The organism is Ensifer sp. B1-9, assembly GCF_050474445.1.
Lineage (GTDB): Bacteria > Pseudomonadota > Alphaproteobacteria > Rhizobiales > Rhizobiaceae > Ensifer.
In genome coordinates this window covers 92,407-112,671 of the sequence record NZ_JBCHVG010000018.1, presented here as the reverse complement: position 1 = coordinate 112,671, position 20,265 = coordinate 92,407, and the positions used below count along the sequence as shown (strand labels likewise).

General features: G+C 63.2%; 13 protein-coding genes. 5 read left to right on the top strand and 8 right to left on the bottom strand.

Annotation, left to right across the window (positions count from 1 at the left end):
- Nucleotides 1-55 precede the first annotated feature (55 nt).
- Together ACQ5BM_RS29315 and ACQ5BM_RS29310 are read left to right on the top strand one after the other, a co-directional pair.
- A complete protein-coding gene (locus ACQ5BM_RS29315) occupies nt 56-4,849 on the top strand; it encodes an NAD-glutamate dehydrogenase (RefSeq protein WP_429818891.1) in 4,794 nt (1,597 codons plus the stop codon).
- A 185-nt stretch (nt 4,850-5,034) separates the two neighbouring features.
- The gene (locus ACQ5BM_RS29310; RefSeq protein WP_429818870.1) at nt 5,035-6,462 is read left to right on the top strand and encodes an MFS transporter; all 1,428 of its coding nucleotides are present in this window, start codon (nt 5,035-5,037) and stop codon (nt 6,460-6,462) included.
- Nucleotides 6,463-6,519: 57 nt separating this feature from the next.
- Here ACQ5BM_RS29310 and purH read toward each other — a convergent pair whose 3' ends face one another.
- The 4 genes from purH to htpX form a co-directional block, all read right to left on the bottom strand.
- On the bottom strand, nt 6,520-8,130 hold the full coding sequence (gene purH / locus ACQ5BM_RS29305) for a bifunctional phosphoribosylaminoimidazolecarboxamide formyltransferase/IMP cyclohydrolase (RefSeq protein ID WP_429818868.1): 1,611 nt from the start codon (nt 8,128-8,130) through the stop codon (nt 6,520-6,522).
- Nucleotides 8,131-8,255: 125 nt separating this feature from the next.
- Nucleotides 8,256-9,962, bottom strand: coding sequence for a heparinase II/III family protein (locus ACQ5BM_RS29300; protein WP_429818865.1), 1,707 nt, complete (start codon nt 9,960-9,962; stop codon nt 8,256-8,258).
- Nucleotides 9,963-10,153: 191 nt separating this feature from the next.
- Complete coding sequence (locus tag ACQ5BM_RS29295; protein WP_429818863.1) at nt 10,154-11,563, bottom strand: RsmB/NOP family class I SAM-dependent RNA methyltransferase; 1,410 nt, start codon at nt 11,561-11,563, stop codon at nt 10,154-10,156.
- Entirely contained in the window at nt 11,563-12,522 is a 960-nt protein-coding gene (gene htpX, locus ACQ5BM_RS29290; protein WP_429818861.1) for a zinc metalloprotease HtpX, read from the bottom strand. Before htpX ends, ACQ5BM_RS29295 begins: the two co-directional genes overlap by 1 nt.
- Nucleotides 12,523-12,646: 124 nt before the next feature.
- On the opposite strand from htpX, the gene ACQ5BM_RS29285 reads away from it, so the two are divergent.
- Nucleotides 12,647-12,847 (top strand): DUF1674 domain-containing protein, encoded by a 201-nt coding sequence (locus tag ACQ5BM_RS29285; protein ID WP_429818858.1) that lies wholly within the window; start codon nt 12,647-12,649, stop codon nt 12,845-12,847.
- A gap of 168 nt (nt 12,848-13,015) precedes the next feature.
- Here ACQ5BM_RS29285 and acs read toward each other — a convergent pair whose 3' ends face one another.
- On the bottom strand, nt 13,016-14,965 hold the full coding sequence (gene acs, locus ACQ5BM_RS29280) for an acetate--CoA ligase (protein ID WP_429818855.1): 1,950 nt from the start codon (nt 14,963-14,965) through the stop codon (nt 13,016-13,018).
- Between the two features lie 226 nt (nt 14,966-15,191).
- Between acs and ACQ5BM_RS29275 the strand changes: the two genes are divergently transcribed.
- Complete coding sequence (locus ACQ5BM_RS29275) at nt 15,192-15,893, top strand: DUF1013 domain-containing protein (protein WP_429818853.1); 702 nt, start codon at nt 15,192-15,194, stop codon at nt 15,891-15,893.
- Between the two features lie 75 nt (nt 15,894-15,968).
- On the opposite strand, the gene ACQ5BM_RS29270 is transcribed toward ACQ5BM_RS29275, so the two are convergent.
- Nucleotides 15,969-16,355, bottom strand: a complete 387-nt coding sequence (locus ACQ5BM_RS29270; protein WP_429818851.1) for an ectoine synthase — start codon at nt 16,353-16,355, stop codon at nt 15,969-15,971.
- A 138-nt stretch (nt 16,356-16,493) separates the two neighbouring features.
- Here ACQ5BM_RS29270 and ACQ5BM_RS29265 point away from each other — a divergent pair, with 138 nt between their 5' ends.
- Nucleotides 16,494-17,363, top strand: a complete 870-nt coding sequence (locus ACQ5BM_RS29265; RefSeq protein WP_429818849.1) for a LysR substrate-binding domain-containing protein — start codon at nt 16,494-16,496, stop codon at nt 17,361-17,363.
- A 45-nt stretch (nt 17,364-17,408) separates the two neighbouring features.
- Here ACQ5BM_RS29265 and ACQ5BM_RS29260 read toward each other — a convergent pair whose 3' ends face one another.
- The gene (locus tag ACQ5BM_RS29260; RefSeq protein ID WP_429818847.1) at nt 17,409-19,316 is read right to left on the bottom strand and encodes a propionyl-CoA synthetase; all 1,908 of its coding nucleotides are present in this window, start codon (nt 19,314-19,316) and stop codon (nt 17,409-17,411) included.
- Between the two features lie 190 nt (nt 19,317-19,506).
- Nucleotides 19,507-20,166 carry a YggS family pyridoxal phosphate-dependent enzyme gene (locus ACQ5BM_RS29255; protein WP_429818845.1) on the bottom strand — a complete coding sequence of 220 codons (660 nt, stop codon included), beginning with the start codon at nt 20,164-20,166 and terminating at the stop codon, nt 19,507-19,509.
- Nucleotides 20,167-20,265 lie beyond the last annotated feature (99 nt).

Genomic DNA, 20,265 nt, shown 5'->3' with positions numbered 1-20,265 from the left:
CGCCATTAGCCATGGTTCTGATAGGGTTTGGCCTATCATGAGTGGGAGAGACTTCATGGGCGTGAAATACAATCCGAAGCGGGACAGACACATCGACGCAGCAAAGGCGGCCGCCATCAAACTGGGCGTCGACGGGCTGGCGCCGGAAATCCTCTTCGGTGGGGCCAGCAACGACGACCTCGATCTCTATTCGGCGGACATGCTGGCGCTGATTGCAGCCCATGCGCACCGTGAACTCGCCCGCTGGGACGGCGGCAAGCCACAGGTTTCGGTCGAGAACGTCGCCGGCGTCGCACCTGGCGGCACCGAGGTTTCAATCATCGCGATCACCGAACGCAACATGCCGTTCCTCTATGATTCGATCATGGGAGAGATCACCAGCACGCACCGCGACATTCACCTCGCCATCCACCCCATTCTGGTTCAGGAACCGGGCAAGCCGGCGAAGCTCTTCGATCCGGAAGAGGCAAGCGATCCGGCGCATCGCGTCAGCCACATTCAGATCCATCTGACCAAGCTCGCGCCCGTCGAGGCCGAACACCTCAGCAACCGCATTCGCGACGTGCTGGAGCAGGTGCATCAGACCGTGCACGACTGGCCGGCGATGACGGCGCTGCTCGACCAGGCCATGCAGGAGCTCGAGGCCTACAATGCGTCGCGCAAGAAGAGCGACCGCGACGAGGCGCTCGCCTTCCTTCGCTGGCTGCGCGACAACAACTTCACCTTCCTCGGCATGCGCGAGTACACCTATTCGGGCAAGGGCGAGAAGGCAGCCGTCGAACGCGGCAAGGGCAGGGGCCTCGGCATTCTTTCCAACCCGGACGTACGCGTCCTGCGCCAGGGCAAGGACGCGGTGCTGACCACGCCGGAAATCCTCGCCTTCCTTGACGGCCCGGATTTCCTGATTGTCACCAAGGCCAACGTCAAGTCGGTCGTGCATCGCCGCGCCTATATGGACTATGTCGGCGTCAAGCGTTTCGATGCCGACGGCAATGTCACCGGGGAACTGCGCATCGTCGGCCTGTTCACCTCCACGGCCTACACCCGCCAGGCATCCGAGATCCCGCTGCTGCGCCACAAGATCGAGAAGATCGTCGATCACTTCGGCTACGACCCGCAGAGCCATTCCGGCAAGATGCTGGCGAACACGCTGGAATCCTACCCGCGTGACGACCTGTTCCAGATCGACGTCGGCCTGCTTGCCGCCTTCTGCGAGCAGATCAACGAACTCGGCGACCGGCCGCGCATCCGCGTGCTGCCGCGCATCGACCATTTCGACCGTTTCGTCTCTGTCATCGTCTTCGTGCCGCGCGAACAGTATGATTCGGACGTTCGCGAGAAGATCGGCGACTACCTGAAGACGGTCTATGACGGCCGCGTCTCGGCTTATTACCCGGCCTTCCCGGAAGGCGGCCTGGCCCGCGTCCACTTCATCATCGGCCGTTCCGCCGGCAAGACCCCGCGCATTCCGCAGGCCAAGCTCGAGGAAGCCGTTCGCGAAATCGTGACGCGCTGGATCGACCGGTTCGATCTGCTCGCGCGCAAGGACGGCATCGGACTCAACGTCGACGAGGCCTATCAGTCGTTCTTCACGCCGGCGGAAGCCTATGCGGACCTCGCGGATATCGCCGCCTGCAAGACGGAAGACCCGATCCGGATCTCCTTCTATCACTACCCGCGCGCCGTCACGCGCGCTGATACGGCGGAGCTGAAGATCTTCCATGCCGGCGAGCCCGTATCGCTGTCGCGCCGCGTGCCGCTGCTCGAAAACCTCGGCTTCCGGGTGATCAGCGAGCAGACCTACGACATCGGCGTCGAGGCTCATGGCGAAGACGAGCGCAAGGTCGTGCTGCACGACATGGAGCTGATCCACCGCGACGGGCACACGCTGAACCTCGACAAGACGGGCCCGGCCCTGGAAGAGGCCTTCCTCGCCGCCTGGAACGGCACGATCGAGGACGACAACTTCAACCGGCTGATTCTGCTTGCTGGCCTCAATGCCCGCGAAGTCACGGTGCTTCGCGCCTATGCCCGCTATCTGCGCCAGGCCGGCATCACCTATTCGCAGGGCTATATCGCCGACACGCTGAACAAGTATCCGGCGATCGCAGCCGATATCTTCAAGCTGTTCGTGACCCGCATGGATCCGAAGCTCGAGGAAAAGCCGCGTGCCAAGAAGTGCAGCGCCCTGCTTTCCGCGATCGAAGACGCGCTGTCAGCCGTTCCGAGCCTCGACGAAGACCGCATCCTGCGCCGCTACGTCAACGCGATCGAAGCGACGCTGCGGACCAACTACTTCCAGCATGACGCAGAGGGCAAGCCGCGCGCGGTTCTCGCCTTCAAGCTCGATCCGAAGCAGCTCGACGGCCTGCCGGAACCGCGCCCGTTCCGCGAAATCTTCGTCTACGGCACCGAGGTCGAGGGCGTGCATCTGCGCTTCGGCAAGGTCGCCCGTGGCGGCCTGCGCTGGTCGGACCGCGCTCAGGACTACCGCACGGAAGTGCTTGGCCTCGTCAAGGCGCAGCAGGTCAAGAACGCCGTCATCGTGCCGGTTGGCGCCAAGGGCGGCTTCTATCCGAAGCAGCTCCCGGTCGGCGGCACCCGTGACGAGGTCTTCAAGGCCGGTACCGAAGCCTACAAGACCTACATCCGCACCCTGCTTTCGGTGACCGACAACATCGTCGGCCAGGATATCGTGCCGCCGGCCGATACGCTGCGCCGCGACGGCGACGACCCCTATTTCGTCGTTGCCGCCGACAAGGGCACCGCGACCTTCTCCGACACCGCCAACGGCCTTGCGCAGGAAGCGGGCTTCTGGCTCGATGACGCCTTCGCTTCCGGCGGTTCCGCCGGCTACGACCACAAGAAGATGGGCATCACCGCCCGCGGCGCCTGGGAGACCGTCAAGCGGCACTTCCGCGAGATGGACATCGACATCCAGACGACGCCCTTCACCGTCGCCGGTGTCGGTGACATGTCGGGCGACGTCTTCGGCAACGGCATGCTGCTCTCGGAGAAGATCCGCCTGATCGCGGCCTTCGACCACCGCGACATCTTCATCGATCCGAATCCGGATATCGAAGCCTCCTTTGCCGAGCGCAAACGCATGTTCGCCCTGCCGCGTTCGAGCTGGCAGGACTATGACCGCAAGACGCTTTCCGAGGGCGCGATGATCATCTCGCGTGCCGAGAAATCGGTGACGCTGACGCCGCAGGCGATGGCGGCCATCGGCCTCGACAAGCAGAAGGCCACCCCCTTCGAGATCATGAACGCGATCCTGAAGAGCCAGGTCGACCTGCTCTGGTTCGGCGGCATCGGCACCTATGTGCGCGGCAGCAACGAAACGGATGCGGAAGTCGGCGACCGTGCCAACGATGCCATCCGCGTCACGGCCGAAGAGGTCCGCGCCCGCGTCATCGGCGAGGGCGCCAACCTCGGCGTCACCCAGAAGGGCCGCATCGGCTTCGGCCTCAATGGCGGCCGCTGCAATTCGGATGCCATCGACAACTCGGCGGGCGTCAACTCCTCGGACGTCGAGGTCAACATCAAGATCGCGCTTGCTTCCGCCATGCGCGACGGTCGCCTGACCCGTGCGAAGCGCAACACGCTGCTCGCCTCGATGACCGAGGAAGTGGGCCATCTGGTGCTGCGCAACAACTACGAGCAATCGCTGGCAATCTCGCTGACTGCGATGCAGGGCCTCGGCAACCGCACGACGCTTGGCCGGCTCATGACACGCCTCGAGGCCGACGGCCATCTCAACCGCAAGGTCGAGACACTGCCGACCGACCAGGCGATGACCGAGCGCTATCAGGCGGGCAAGCCTCTGACCCGCGCGGAAATCGGCGTGCTGCTGTCTTACTCCAAGCTCGTTCTCTTCGATGAGCTGATCGCGAGCGAACTGCCTGACGATCCGTACTTCACGGCGACGCTGGAGCGTTACTTCCCGGCGAAGATGCGCAAGGCCTATGCGGGCGACATCCGCGGGCATCGCCTGCGCCGCGAAATCATCGCGACGATCCTCGCCAATGAGGTGATCAACCGCGGCGGTCCCGCCTTCGTCTCGACCCTGACGGACGCCACCGGCTTCCTCTCGGCCGACGTCGTCAAGGCCGCAGTGCTGGCACTCGACGGCTTCGACCTGCCGCGCATCTATGACGAGATCGACGCGCTCGACAACAAGATCGGTGGCGGCCTGCAGAACATCCTCTACCAGGAAGTCGGCCGCATCTTCACGCTCGTCACCGAGCGGGCCTTGCGTACTCATGCAGCGACCGGCTCCGTCTCCGAGGCCGTATCGCGCCTGCGTGACGGCCTGCAGAAGCTGCGCGGCACGATGCGGACCGCGGTTTCCGGCGAGAGCGCCGAAGAAGCACGGCTGAAGACGGCGGCCTTCGTCGAAGGCGGCGTACCGGCCAAGCTCGCCGAGGAGATCTCGGAACTGGCGCTGATGACGCTCGTGCCGGAGATCATGCAGATTGCGGCTGAAACCGGCGAGACGCTGAGCCGCACGGCACAAGGCTACTTCGCCGTCACCGATACGCTTCGGATCAACCGGCTGCTGGCGGCCTCCGATCGCGTTCCGGCGACGGAGCAGTTCGAGGCCATGGCTCTGTCGCGGGCCGTGTCCGATATCGCCGCGGCCCGGCGGGAGATCACCGCAGCAGCGTTGCGCGAGCAGAAGAAGGAACGCAACCCGGTTGCTGCCTGGGAGGAGAGCGCACGTGTCCGTGTCGCCCAGGCGACCGGCCAGCTGCAGCTCCTGACCGAGAAGGGCGAAACGACGCTCGCCAAGATCACGGTTGCTGCAGGCCTCCTCAACGACCTGGCGCGCGGACGGGCGAAGTGAGACGGTTCGCCCCGTCTTGATCGGCGCGGATCGGATTGAACCGGTCCGCCTGAACAGGAGGAACGGGGGCGCGGGCAGTTTTTTCGCCCGGATCCTGCTCTGGACCTTTTGGAATCGGTCCGATTGAAGATAGGCTGCGCCGCGCGTTCCAGGGACGCGCGGCGCAGTCGTTTCGGGAGGGGACCTTGCAGATTTTGGCCGAGAGGACTGAAGAACAGCCGCGGACATCGCGCGCAGGCATCGCCGGCTGGATGCTGTTCGACTGGGCGGCGCAACCCTTCTTCACCGTCGTCACCACCTTCATCTTCGGCCCCTACTTCGTCTCCCGATTGACCGAGGATCACGCCGTCGGCCAGGCGATGTGGGGCTATACACTGACCGTTTCCGGCATCATCATCGCGGTCCTTTCGCCAGTGCTGGGTGCCATCGCGGACGCGACCGGCCCGCGAAAGCCCTGGATCGCCTTCTTCGCCGTCATCAAGATCATATCGCTGGCTATGCTCTGGTTTGCGGCCCCGGGCTCGCCGATCCTCTTCCCGGCGATCTTCATGGTGCTCGCGACGGTCGCCGCCGAATTCTCGATCGTCTTCAATGATTCGATGATGACCCGGCTGGTCGACGAGAAGAATGTCGGCCGCATCTCCAACATCGCCTGGGGTCTCGGCTATCTCGGCGGCATGATCGTGCTGATCGCCGTCGTCGCACTGCTTGCCGGCAACCCCGAAACCGGCAAGACGGCAGCCGGCATCGATCCGTTGTTCGGGCTGGATCCGGCAACGGGCGAGGACGCGCGCATCACCGGACCGATTTCAGCGCTTTGGTATTTCGTCTTCATCCTGCCGATGTTCCTGTTTACGCCCGATGCGACCAAGGCGACCATGTCGCTCGGCAAGGCGACCGTGACCGGCCTCAGAGAGCTCAAGGGCACGCTCGGCGAACTCAGGGAAAGAGCCGGCATTCTGCGCTTCCTGATCGCGCGCATGATCTTCCAGGACGGCGTCAACGGCCTTCTGGCACTCGGCGGCACCTTCGCGGCGGCCATGTTCGGCTGGCGGACACTGGAACTCGGCATCTACGGCATCATTCTCAACGTCGTCGCCATCGGCGGCTGCCTCTACGCAAGTAGGCTCGACGCCCGGCTCGGTTCCAAGGCCATCGTCACCGCCAGCCTCATCTGCCTCATCATTGCAACGATAGGCATCGTCTCGACCGGCCCCGGCTTTACCGCCTTTGGCTTGATACCGCTATCGACCGACGACTCCGGTGCGCTCTTCGGCACTGCCGCCGAGAAAGCCTATATCCTCTACGGACTGCTGGTCGGCATCGCCTTCGGTCCCGTGCAGGCCTCCTCACGCTCCTATCTCGCCCGCAGCGTCAGCCCGGACGAGGCAGGCCGCTACTTCGGCCTCTATGCGCTCTCCGGCCGCGCCACCTCATTCCTCGCCCCTGCGGCGGTTGCCACGATCACACTTGCCACCGACTCGGCCCGCACCGGCATGATGGCGCTCATCGCCTTCCTTGTGGTCGGTTTCCTGATCCTGCTGCGCACGCCGTATCCAGCCGACACCAGACACAAGAAAGCCGCCGAGTCCTGGGGACGCGACGGCCTCTGACTGTTGATTGTACAGGCAACTCCGGGACAAGCATCAAACGCCGATCCCGGCGTCGTCTCAGTGACGGAAGTGGCGCATGCCGGTGAAGACCATGGCAACGCCATGTTCGTCGGCGGCGGCAATCACCTCTTCGTCGCGCATCGAACCACCCGGCTGGATGACGGCGGTCGCACCCGCGGCGATTGCCGAAAGCAGACCGTCGGCAAACGGCAGGAAGGCTTCGGACGCGACCGCGGAGCCCTTGGTGAGCGGCGTTGCCAGGCCCAGGGCCTTGGCCGCTTCCTCGGCCTTGATTGCCGCGATGCGCGCGGAATCGACGCGGCTCATCTGGCCGGCGCCGATGCCGGCGGTCTGGCCATCCTTCGCATAGACGATCGCGTTCGACTTGACGTGCTTCGCCACCTTGAAGGCGAACTTCATGTCCTCGAGTTCCTGGGCGGTCGGCGCACGCTTGGTCACGACCTTGAGCTCGAGATCTTCGACCATGCCGTTGTCACGCGTCTGCACCAGCAGGCCGCCCGAGACAGTTTTGGCCGCAAGGCCCGGGATGCGCGGGTCCGGCAGGCCGCCGGTCGAAAGCAGCCGCAGGTTCGGCTTGCGGGCGATCACGGCCTTGGCCGCCTCACTGACGGACGGAGCGATGATCACTTCGGTGAACAGCTTGACGATTTCTTCCGCCGTTTCCGCATCGAGTTCCTGGTTGAGCGCGATGATGCCGCCGAAAGCCGAGGTGGAATCGCAGGCAAGCGCCCGGCGATAGGCTTCGGCAAGCGTCGGCGCGGTGGCGACGCCGCACGGATTGGCATGCTTGATGATGGCGCAGGCCGGCGCCTTCTCCGGCAGGAATTCGCCGACGAGTTCGAAGGCGGCATCCGTATCGTTGATGTTGTTGTAGGAAAGCTGCTTGCCCTGCAGCAGCGTCGCGGTGGCGACGCCCGGGCGGTTCTCACCGGTAAGATAAAAGCCCGCCTTCTGGTGCGGGTTCTCGCCGTAACGCATTTCTTCCTTGAGCACGCCACCGATGACCCGGTGGCGCGGCATCGGCGTATCGAGCGCCTCGGCAAACCAGTTGGAGATGGCTGCATCATAAGCCGCGGTCCGGGCATAGGCCTTGGCTGCCATCTTCTGACGGAACGCATAGGTCGTCTTGCCGCCAGCAAGCTCGTCCAGCAGCACCGGATAATCGGCCGGATCCGTGACGATCGTCACATAGGCATGGTTCTTGGCCGAGGCGCGGATCATCGCCGGGCCGCCGATGTCGATGTTCTCGACGGTCGTCGGGTAGTCGCCGCCCTTGGCCCGGACTTCTTCGAAGGGATAGAGGTTGATGATCGCGAGATCGATCGCGGTAATGCCGTGCGTCGACATGGCAGCGACGTGGTCGGCATCGTCGCGGATCGCCAGCAAGCCGCCATGCACGCCCGGATGCAGCGTCTTCACGCGGCCATCCATGACTTCAGGAAAGCCGGTCAGTTCGGAAACATCGCTCACCGGCAGGCCGGCCTCCGAAAGTGCTTTGTGCGTGCCGCCGGTCGATACGAGCCGGATCCCCTTCTCGTGAAGGGAACGCGCCAGATCGACGACGCCGGTCTTGTCGGAGACGGAGAGGAGGGCGGTGCGAACCGTGACCTCGTTCGGGGCGGGGATTTTCTTGGAGGCGACAGCCATCAACCATGCTCCTTTGGCGGCGCCGGACGCCCGGGAGGATGCTCCGGCGGTTGGGATGGCTGCCCGTTAGCATAGCTTGCCGGTCGAAGAAACCTCCACGAGACGGCAGCGCTAAAATAAGCACCTCAGTTCGCGCGCGAGAAGGTCCACTGGATCTCCGGCTGGCGGGCGACGGCGAAAGTTACGGTCAGTTGCGATGATGCGCGGATGCCGGAAGGATCGGCAAAGAAGATATCCTCTTCGACCGCAAGCTCTCCGTCCTGGCAGGCAAAGAGCCAGATCTCGCCATCCGGCGCGGTCAGAAAGATCTCGCGCGCATTGTTCTGGCGGATGCCGACCGCCGGATGAATATGGAAGCGAGCGACCGCGGTGGCCGTATCGCCTTCGTCCGGATCACTGCCGTCGGCACGCGACAGCCGGTCGCGACCGCGGATCATGCGGCCGCCGTTCAGGACGCCGATGTCACGCTCGTGCACCAGGCCGAAGGCGGCAAGATAACCGTCATGACTTGCCGTCACCGACTCCAGCCTACCCGGCTCGTCCTTACGCGCCACCGCGACCTTGGAAACGCCAGTCGTCATGATCGGCCCGAGAAAGCGCGACTGCGAGAAGCGTGACGACGACGTGTCGTTGACGGTCACCGTCGAATGCGCGGCGGTCGTGCGCGCCATCTGCCTGAAACGATCGCCGGCAAATTTCGGTGCGCCCGAATTGACGACGAAGCGCGTCTTGCCCGAGGACATCTCGAAGGACAGGCAGCCGGCATGGGCACTGCGCGAAAGATCGACGGACAGCGGCCGACCGGTATCCATGATGACGACCGTGTTCTCGATCGCCAGGCGCTCGTAATGCGCATGGGGCAGAGACCGGAACGGTTCGCCCGCCGTCTCGTCGTAACGCAGCACGGAGGCCAGTTCGTGCGCCAGGACCGAGGTTGCGCCGTTGAACAGCGCGAGTTCCCCGCCCTGATGCCGGAAGAAGCGCAGGGCCGGATACATCCGGTCGATGCAGGGGATCAGCCGCGACGGCACGTCATGACCGAGATTGACGTAGGTCTGCCGGAGCGGCAGCAGATCGAGCAGCAGTTCGAGCCCGGCCCGCGGGCTGCGCGAGCAATGGCTGCCATCCGGCAGGATCTGGCGGTCGAGTTCGAGGTCGAGATGGCGCGAGGCTTTGCGAATGGCGCTCGGCGAAGCCGGCATCGCAACCGACGCCATCGCAAGTGCAAGCCGCACCCGAAGCCGCGCCTCGCCGTCGCGCACCGTATCGGCGATATGGCGAAGATAACGCACCTGAAGCGCGAGGCTCTTCAGGAAACGGCGATAGAAACCGTGTTCCGCGTTGCGCAGAACCACAGGCGAATGGGAAAGCCAGGCAATGATGCGCTGGGCGATGATGTCCGGATCCCAGGCAATGCCGCCGAGATCGCGGCCATGGGTGGCGATCCAGTCGTCGACGATCTGGCGTAAGCGCACGTAGCCGGCGTCCTCGCGGATCGCACGCAGATGTCTCAGCCAGCCAAAGGAGTGGAGACGCGCCGCAAATTCGCGCGACGGAAGATCGATCTCGAACGGCGAGTCGCCTTCCGTATCGAGAACGCGGCCGGCAAGCGGGAAACGCCCGGCGAGGATTTCCTCGGCGACAAAGGGATCGACGGCCCGGAGGTCGGTCGGCGCGACGATCAGGCGGTTCGGCGTCGAGCCGGTGAAACGCAGGGTGGAGACGCGACCGATCGATAGCCGGCGCGACACGCGGCGCCAGCCTTCACGCACATACAGGTAAGAAAGCCTCCGCCTGCCGGAAAACAACCTCAACGCCGCCGGTTTCCTCATTTCTGGCACGACCGCTCAAACACCTGAACGGGCGATGGTCTCGCGCCAGCCGCCGCATGGTGCCAGAGAGACCGTTAAACTTTTATCAATCTTGCCATCTTTGATAGGCCTCCGGCGCGAAAGCGTCAAATGACACGGCAAAACAGGGCCTTGAGCCCCGTCCTGACCGGCCTGACGGCGAGCCGGCGGTGTTATTTGCGGCGAATCACTGCCGCGTAGAAGCCATCGACGCCGCTGGCAAAGGGCGCATCGAGCGGCAGCATGGCCGGCGTGGTGCGCATCTCGCCGAGCGGCGTGATTGCATCCTCCAGCCCGGGCCAATCCGCAGCCGCGATCGCAACCCGCTCATAGGCAGCGCCGGAACCGACCACTCTCGCGACGACCTCTTCGCCTTCGAGCGGATCGAGGGAGCAATTGGAGAAGACGACAATGCCGCCGGGCTTGACCACGGTGAGCGCATGGCGAAGCAGCCGCTCCTGCAAGGCGGCGAGCTTGGCGATATCTTCCGGCCCCTTGGTCCACAGCACGTCGGGGTGACGGCGCGTCGTGCCGGTGGACGAACAGGGCGCGTCGAGCAAGGCCGCATCGAACAGCGTTTCCGGCTGGAAGTCGGCCATGTTGACTTCCTTCGTCTCCGCCTCCAGGCCGAGCCGCTTCAGATTGCCCTTCAGCCGGCGCAAGCGGCTGCCGGACTGATCAAGCGCCGTCACTTCAGCCCCGGCGAGGATGAGCTGGGCGGTCTTGCCGCCCGGTGCGGCACAGAGATCGACGACCCGCTTGCCGCCGAGGTCGCCGAACAGTCGCGCCGGTATCGACGCGGCAGCGTCCTGAACCCACCAGGCGCCCTCTTCGAATCCGGCTAAGGAAGGAATGGCGCCGGAAAATGCGCCGAGACGAACCGAGCCCGTCGGCAAGACGGTGCCACCGAGACGTTCGGCCCAGCTTGCCGGTTCCGATTTGACCGAGAGGTCGATTGCCGCCGGTGTGAGCTGCGCTTCGGCGATCTGCTGGGCTGGTCCAGCGCCATAGCGGGCGACCAGTCGCTCGAAGAACCACTCCGGCATCGCCGGCACATCCCGCATGCTCTCGAGAATGGCATCCTTCTCACGTGACAGGCGCCGAAGAACCGCATTCACGAGATTGGCGAAACGCCGATTGCGCGGATCCGCCTGCGCCTGCTCGACGGCGAGGTCGACGGCGGAATGGTCAGGCACATCGAGATAGAGGATCTGCGCGGCCGCCACGGCAAGCACGTGCTCGAGCGCGCGTGCGCCCTCCGGCAAAGGCGTCTGCAGCAGCGAATTGATGGCGGCCTGGATGCGTGGCAGATGGCGAAGGGCGGAGTTCAGGATTGCCCGAACCAGAGCGCGGTCGGCCTCGTTGAGCTCGCGGTAGGCCGGATTGCCGTGCTCGCTGTCGAGCATGCCGTCCAGCGACGTTTTGCGGTCGATGACCGCGGCCAGAATTTTCGCGGCGGCCTGGCGTGCTCTGAGACCCGGTTTTTCCGGACCGCGCGGCGCGGCGGGCGTCTTCGATTTCGCCGCGGCGCCGTTTCGGTGTGATCGTTTCGGACGAGAATCGTTTTTGTTTTCTGCGGACATCAGGACCAGGGACCTTTGGGCGGTTCGGAACCACCGCGACCCCAACCGGTAGAGGGCACAGAGCGCGATTTGCGCACGGGATTATCAGCACGAACCGGCGGCGTCGAGACCGAAGACATTTCCTGGGCCATCTGCTGAAGAGCCGCAATCCGGTTTTCCGTGTTCGGATGGGTCGAGAACAGATTGTCCATGCGTTCGCCGGAGAGCGGATTGATGATGAACATATGCGCCGTCGCCGGATTGCGCTCGGCATCGTCATTGTGAATCTGATGGGCGGCGCCGGCGATCTTCTCCAGCGCGGAGGCCAGCGCCAGGGGCTTGCCGCAGATCTCGGCGCCGCGCCGGTCTGCCGAGTATTCACGGGTGCGGCTGATCGCCATCTGCACCAGCATCGCCGCCATCGGTGCCACGATCATGGCGACCAGCGTGCCGATGAAACCCAGCGGGTTATTGTTTTCGCGGTTGCCACTGAAGAAGAAGGCAAAGTTGCCGAGCATCGAGATCGCACCCGCAAGCGTCGCCGTCAGCGTCATCGTGAGGGTGTCACGGTTTTGGACATGCGCCAGTTCATGCGCCATCACGCCCGCGACTTCATCATAGCTCAGCGCATGCAGCAGGCCGGTCGAGGCGGCGACCGCGGCATTTTCCGGGTTACGGCCGGTGGCGAACGCATTCGGCTGCGGGCTGTCGATGACATAGACGCGCGGCATCGGCAGCCCGGCATTTCGGGCGAGGTCACGGACGATGCCGTAATATTCCGGTGCGCTGCGTTCATCGACTTCCTGGGCGCGATACATGCGCAGCACCATCTTGTCGGAGTTCCAGTAGGAGAAGAAGTTCATGCCTGCAGCGATGACAAAGGCGATCATCATGCCGCCACGTCCACCGATGACGAAGCCCACCGCCATGAACAGGGCGGTCATGACTGCAAGCAGCATGGCGGTGCGGACAAGGTTCATCAAAGTCTCCGGATCGTCGATGTTTCACGTGAATCAGGGTTCCCGTATTGGGAACGGCATCCTATATGATGGGTGCAAATCCCCCGTTCTTCAATATTGATGCTCGAATCCGGATACCGTTCAGATGCAGAACGACAATGATAATGCTCCCGATCGTCCGAGGCGACCACTGTCGCCTGCAGCCATGCGCGCGCTGAAGGAAGCCGAAGAGCGACGTCGGGTGGAGATCAAGAAGGAACTGCCGCCGGAAATCGGCGGACGCGGCGGTGAAGATCCTGCCCGCTACGGCGATTGGGAGATCAAGGGTCGGGCGATCGATTTCTGAATTTGGCTGCAAGCTGTCAGCCTTTGGCCGCGATCTGAATCCGGCTCACAAAGTCGCAGCGGGCGCAAAACGGTGCACGTCGCGACCCAGCACTTCTCTTGCGAAGCGTGTTTGTCTCGATCGAAACGGCCGCTGCCACCCCAACAGGATGGACAGCGGCCGGGAGCGTCAGGCCTTGTTCTGGCGGTTGGCGATCAGATCGTCGACGACTGCCGGATCGGCGAGCGTTGACGTATCGCCGAGCGCGCCGAAATCGTCTTCGGCGATCTTGCGCAGGATGCGCCGCATGATTTTGCCCGAGCGGGTCTTCGGCAGGCCGGGCGCAAACTGGATCTTGTCAGGCGTGGCGATCGGTCCAATCTCCGAACGAACATGCTTCACCAGAGCTGCGCGAAGATCATCATTGCCGGTCTCGCCGGCCATCAGCGAGACATAGCAGTAGATGCCCTGTCCCTTGATCGGATGCGGATAGCCGACGACGGCGGCTTCCGAGACCAAATGATGCGATACCAGCGCGGATTCGACTTCAGCCGTGCCGAGACGATGGCCGGAAACGTTCAAGACGTCGTCGACACGACCGGTGATCCAGTAATAGCCGTCCTCATCGCGACGGCAGCCATCACCGGTGAAATACTTGCCCTTGTAGGTGGCGAAGTAGGTCTGGCCGAAACGCGCGTGATCGCCATAGATCGTGCGCATCTGCCCCGGCCAGCTATCAATGATGCAGAGGTTGCCGTCGGCAGGGCCCTCGAGCACGTTGCCCTCATTGTCGACGAGTTGCGGCTGCACGCCGAAGAACGGCCGGGTGGCGGAACCGGGCTTGAGGTCGGTCGCGCCCGGCAGCGGCGTGATCAGAATGCCGCCGGTCTCCGTCTGCCACCAGGTATCGACGATCGGCGACTTCTGCTCGCCGACGACATTGTAATACCACTCCCAGGCTTCCGGGTTGATGGGCTCACCGACCGAACCGAGCAGGCGCAGCGACGAGCGCGACGAGCGCTTGACGAACTCGTCGCCAGCCCCCATCAGCGAGCGGATCGCCGTCGGTGCCGTGTAGAAGACATTGACCTTGTGCTTGTCGACCACTTCCCAGAAGCGTCCGGCGTCCGGGAAATTCGGAACACCTTCAAACATCACGGTCGTCGCCGCATTCGCGAGCGGACCATAGACGATATAGGAGTGGCCGGTGACCCAGCCGACGTCGGCCGTGCACCAGTAGATATCGCCATCACGGTAGTCGAAGACATATTCATGCGTCATCGATGCGTAGACGAGGTAACCGCCGGTCGTGTGCAGCACGCCCTTCGGCTTGCCGGTCGAGCCCGAGGTGTAGAGAATGAACAGCGGGTCTTCCGCCTTCATCTTCGCCGGCTCGCAATGCGGCTTCACGGTCGCGATTTCCTGGTGATACCAGAGGTCGCGGCCAGGTGCCCATGCGGTCTTGCCGCCGGTGCGGCGGACCACCAGCACCTTGTTGACGATGACATGCTGCTTGGCCGCGATATCGATCGCCGTGTCGGTGTTTTCCTTGAGCGGCACCGGCCTGCCGCCGCGCACGCCCTCATCGCAGGTGATGACGAAGGTGGATTCGCAGTCGACGATACGGCCGGCGAGCGCGTCCGGCGAGAAGCCGCCAAAGACGACGGAATGGATCGCACCGATGCGGGCGCAGGCGAGCATCGCATAGGCGGCTTCCGGGATCATCGGCATATAGATGGTGACGCGGTCGCCCTTCTTGACGCCGTGCTTCTTCAGCACATTGGCGAGGCGACAAACCTGCTCGTAGAGCTGGTTGTAGGTGATTTTCTTGTCGATATAGGGATTGTCGCCTTCCCAGATGATCGCGGTCTTCTCACCATGCGTCTTCAGGTGGCGGTCAATGCAGTTATAGGAGACGTTGGTCAGGCCGTCTTCGTACCACTTGATCGAAACCTTGCCCTTGAACGAGGTGTTCTTGACCTTGGTATAGGGCTTGAACCAATCGATCCGTTTGCCGTGTTTGCCCCAGAACTTCGCCGGGTCCGAAACGCTCTCCTCATACCACTTCAGGTAAGTGGCGTTGTCGAGCAGCGTCCGGCTCTTGGCAGACTTCAACACCGGATAGATCTTGGCGGACATTTTTTCCTCCCTGCGCATTTCGATGCCGGGCGACCCTCCCCGGGGCGCCCGCCTCGCGCACATTCATAGCAGGTCAAATCCCCGCCGCAATTAGACAAAAGGACATTTGGAACTGAAGAATTGCAATTTTGAGACAAGGACGGTATAGAGGCCCACATTTCCCGGAAATCAGTGGTAGACTCCACGGCCCGCGACACCGGCGCGGACGGACAAAAGGACTATATCCATGGCTCAGCAACTGCTTATGCCCAAGGCAACAGCCGTCTGGCTCGTTGACAATACCGCGCTGTCCTTCGACCAGATCGCGCAGTTTTGCAAGCTGCACCCGCTTGAAGTAAAGGCGATCGCCGATGGTGAATCCGCGCAGGGCATCAAGGGCCTCGACCCGATTGCCACCGGTCAGCTTTCGCGTGACGAGATCGCGCGCGCAGAAGGAAACCCCAACCACAAGCTGAAGCTTTCGGAGCCGAAGGTCCGCGTTCCCGATTCCAAGCGCAAGGGTCCGCGCTACACGCCGGTCTCCAAGCGCCAGGATCGCCCCAACGCCATTCTCTGGCTCGTACGCAACCATCCCGAGTTGAAGGACGCGCAGATTTCGCGCCTCGTCGGCACGACCAAGTCGACGATCGAGCAGATCCGCGAACGCACCCACTGGAACTCCGCCAACCTGACGCCGATGGATCCGGTGACCCTCGGCCTGTGCTCGCAGATCGACCTCGACCTGGAAGTCGAACGCGCCTCCAAGGGTCGTCCGCTGCCGACGGCTGCCGAACTCGGCCAGACGCTGGAATCGGCTCAGGAAACCGAAAAGCTCGGCTTCAGCTACGAGCGCGAAGAGGAGAAGGAAATCGATGCCGATGCCGTCTTCGCCAAGCTCAAGTCGCTGAAGTCGGACCGCAAGGACGAGGACGACGACGATCAGTACTGATCGCCGTCCAGTTCGATCAAAAAAGCCCGGATCGTCGATCCGGGCTTTTTTGTTGGCCTGTGCTCAAGAAAGTGTTCAGTAAGCCGAACCGGATGGATCGTTGAGGTTGTGGCGCTCGGTCCCCTTAAGCGGCGGATTGAAGATGCTGACGAGGATCAGATCCTCGTCCTTGCCGCCGCGCAGATAGTGCTTGTCGTGCTGGTCCAGCACGTAGATGTCGCCCTTGTTGATCGGAAAGATCTTGCCCTGCATGTCCTCGACCTCACCGTGGCCGGCGATGCAGTAACACGCCTCCAGATGGTTGCGGTACTCGAGCAGCGATACGGTGCCAGCACGCACGACCGTGTGGCATACGGTGAAACCCATGCCATCCTTCTCGGTAAGCAAGCGGTGGCTGGTGCCGCTGCCCCATTCGACGAAATGATTGGTTGCTTCGACCTGCTGCAGGCTACGCACGAACATGGGTCTCTCCATCTGTAAAGATTTCTAATGTTTCCGGGTAAGGCTTCCCGCTTATTCCCGCGATGAAACCAGTATCCGTTGACATCGGCAGCCGATCAAACGACGATTCCTCACGGAATAGATGAGGAAATCTTACAGATGACACTGCCGCCACTTGGCATGCTGCGCGCCTTCGAAGCCGCGGCGCGTTTGGCAAGTTTCTCCCGCGCAGGGGACGAACTGCACGTGACGCATGCGGCCGTCAGCCACCAGATCCGCCTGCTGGAGGAGTGGTTCGGCCGGCCGCTCTTCGTGCGGGAGAAGCGTGGTGTGCGGCTGGCGGCGGAGGCTGAGAGCCTCGCAGCAACGCTGACATCGGCATTCGAGCGCATCACCGCGGAAACGGAGTTGCTGCGGCTGAATGCCAAGGCGCAAGTGAGCGTCGCCTGTATTCCGTCGATCGCCACGCGCTGGCTGATACCGGCACTTGGAGCGTTTCTCCGCGATTACCCGGAAGTCGACGTCAAGGTCGTCTACGCCATGGCCGAGCAACAATTGCGCGAAACCGGCTGCGACATCCTCATTACCCTCGGCGCCGATACAAGCGAAGGGACGCGCTCAGACCGGCTGTTTTCACGAATCAACCGGCCGGTTGCCAGCCCACGCTACATCGAACGGAAAGGGGCGTTGAAGACAGCGCAGGCGATCGCTTCCGCCGATCTGCTGCATGACGAGACAATCTCGCGCTGGCGCGATTGGTTCGCCAAAGCAGAGGTGACGGCGGGACAAACCTTGCGGGGTCCAATCTTCCAGGACTTCAACCTGCTCGCGACGGCCGTCGTCGCCGGCCACGGGGTGGCACTTTGCCCGGTCGAAGTCTTCCGGCGCGAAATCGAGAGCGGCGATCTCGTGATCCTCTCCGATATCGCCACGCTCGAAAACGAAAGCTATTTTCTCATCACCAAGACCGCACGCTCAAGGGCGGTATCGGCCTTCAGCGACTGGTTCGCGATGGTTGCCAGGTCTTGATGCGGGCGCCGCGGCGCTCACATCATAAGCCGGCTCAGAAAGCCTCTAGATACCGATTCCCCGGCCATGCAAGGCCACGGTAATCTCGTCGAGAATAAGCGGATCGTCGATCGTCGCCGGCATTTTCCAGGGTTGCCGATCGGCGATCTTCTGGATCGTTGACCGCAGGATCTTGCCCGAGCGCGTCTTCGGCAGCCGCTTGACGCAGATCGCCATCCGGAACGCCGCCACCGGCCCGATACGCTCGCGCACAAGGCTGATCACCTCGCGCTCGATCTCCGACGTTTCACGGGAAACATTGGAGTTGATCACCAGAAAGCCCGCCGGCACCTGGCCTTTCAGATCGTCGGCGATGCCGATGACGGCGCATTCGGCGACGTCGGGATGGCTGGCGCAGACTTCCTCCATCGCTCCGGTCGAGAGGCGATGACCGGCAACATTGATGATGTCGTCGGTGCGCGCCATGATGAAGATATAACCGTCTTCGTCCAGATAACCGGCGTCAGCGGTCTTGTAGTAACCGGGGAACTCGTCGAGATAGGCCGCGCGGAAGCGATGGTCGGCGTTCCAGAGCGTCGGCAGGCAGCCGGGCGGCAGCGGCAATTTCACGACGACATTGCCGAGTGTCCCCGGGCCGACCGGATGCCCCGCATCGTCGAGGATCTGGACATCATATCCCGGCAGCGGAACGGACGGAGAACCGTATTTGATCGGCAACAGGCCGAGACCCATGGGGTTGCCGGCCACGGGCCAGCCGGTCTCCGTCTGCCACCAGTGATCGATAACGGGCACGCCAAGCGCCTTCTCGGCCCAGCGAATCGTGTCAGGGTCCGCCCGCTCTCCGGCAAGGAACAGCGCACGGAACCGCGACAGGTCATAGCGACCGACATGGGAAGCGTCGGGATCCTCCTTGCGGATCGCCCGCAGCGCCGTCGGCGCCGTGAACATCACCACGACGCCGTGCTCGGCAATAATCCGCCAATAGGTTCCGGGATCGGGTGTTCCGACCGGTTTGCCTTCGAAGAGGATCGAGGTGCTGCCATTCAGGAGCGGCCCATAGACGATATAGGAGTGGCCGACGACCCAGCCGATATCGGAGGCGGCCCAGAACACTTCGCCCGGCTGCACGCCGAAGAAATTCTCCATCGACCATTTGAGCGCGACCATATGGCCACCATTGTCGCGCACCACGCCCTTGGGCTGGCCGGTCGTGCCTGAGGTGTAAAGCACATAGAGCGGATCGGTGGAGGCAACGGGTGTGCATTCGACCTCTTCGCCCGCCTGCTTTGCCGCGGCCAGCGCCGCAGCGAAGTCGATGTCGCGTCCCTCCGTCATGGCGGCTTCCGCCATTTCGCGCTGGAAGACGAGGCAATGCGCCGGCTTGTGGGTGGCGATCTCCAGCGCCGCATCGAGCAACGGCTTATAGGCGACGGTCCGGCCGGGTTCGATGCCGCAGCTTGCGGAAACCACGAGCTTCGCCTGGCAATCGTCGATGCGCACCGCCAGTTCGTTGGCGGCAAAACCGCCGAAGACCACGGAATGGACGGCGCCAATCCGGGCGGCAGCAAGCATGGCAACCGCCGCCTGCGGGATCATCGGCATATAGATGATGATACGGTCGCCCTTGCCAACACCGAGCTTGCGATAGACGGCGGCCAGCGCCTTCACGTCGGCGAGCAGTGCCGCATAGGAAATGCGCTCGACCCGACCGGCGACCGGACTGTCGTAGATGAAGGCAATCTGTTCTCCGCGCCCTGCTTCGACATGACGGTCGAGACAGTTGTAGCAGGTATTCGTCAGGCCATCGGCATACCAGTGACCATAGGTGCCACGCTCGGCATCAAAGGTCCGCTGCGGACGTTCGAACCAATCGATGGCGTCGGCGGCACCAGACCAGAAACCCTGCGGATCCGCCTTCCAGGCGGCGTACACTTCGGAATAGCGACTCGCCATTTCCGTTCCTCCCTATGCATGTTGCCGGACATGTCCGGCCTCCTCGTGCACAAGGATAGGCTAATGAGTGGGCAGGGGAACCCCGACGAAAGCGGTATGCGTCGCGCTCAAGCAATTCCGGCGACAGCGTAAAGCGTTTCGCGTCCGGAATTGTGCAAAACAACGAGATGGAACGTTCAACTCGCTGTCGTCAGCGCGTGCCGAAAATGGCCGAACCGACGCGAACGCTGGTGGCGCCGAACTGGATGGCCGTCTCGAAATCGCCGGACATGCCCATCGACAGCTTGCCGAGCTTGCAGGCGGCGGCGAGCTTCGCAAGCAGCGCAAAATGCGGGCCGGGGTTTTCCTCGACCGGCGGAATGCACATCAGCCCCTCGATCTGAAGACCAAGCTCGCGGCGGCAAAGATCGACGAAAGCGACCGTCTCTTCCGGTGCGATGCCGGCTTTCTGCGGCTCGAGCCCGGTGTTGACCTGAACGTAGAACCTGAGGTTCCGGCCCTGCTTCTGAGTCTCTGAAGCAAGCGCGCGGGCAATCTTCTCGCGATCGACGGTCTCGATGACGTCGAACAGGGCCACGGCCTCGGCCGCCTTGTTCGATTGCAGCGGGCCGATCAGGTGGAGTTCGAGGTCGGATGTCTCCGCCTTCAGCTCCGGCCACTTGCCCTGCGCTTCCTGCACCCGGTTTTCGCCAAAGACCCGCTGGCCCGCCGCGATCACCGGCCGGATGGCGTCGGCGTCGAAGGTCTTGGAAACCGCGACCAGCATAACGGCGCCCTTGGCGCGATCGGCAGACTTCTCCGCCGCCCGAATCCGGCTCACGACTTCCTGCAACCGCTCTTGGACTTCCATCGACCCGTTCTCCGACAAGGAACTATCAAACCACTGACCGAGCGGCTTAGGCAAACTTGGCCGACTTGCCAAGGCCACGGCCACACCGGCAGGCTCAAA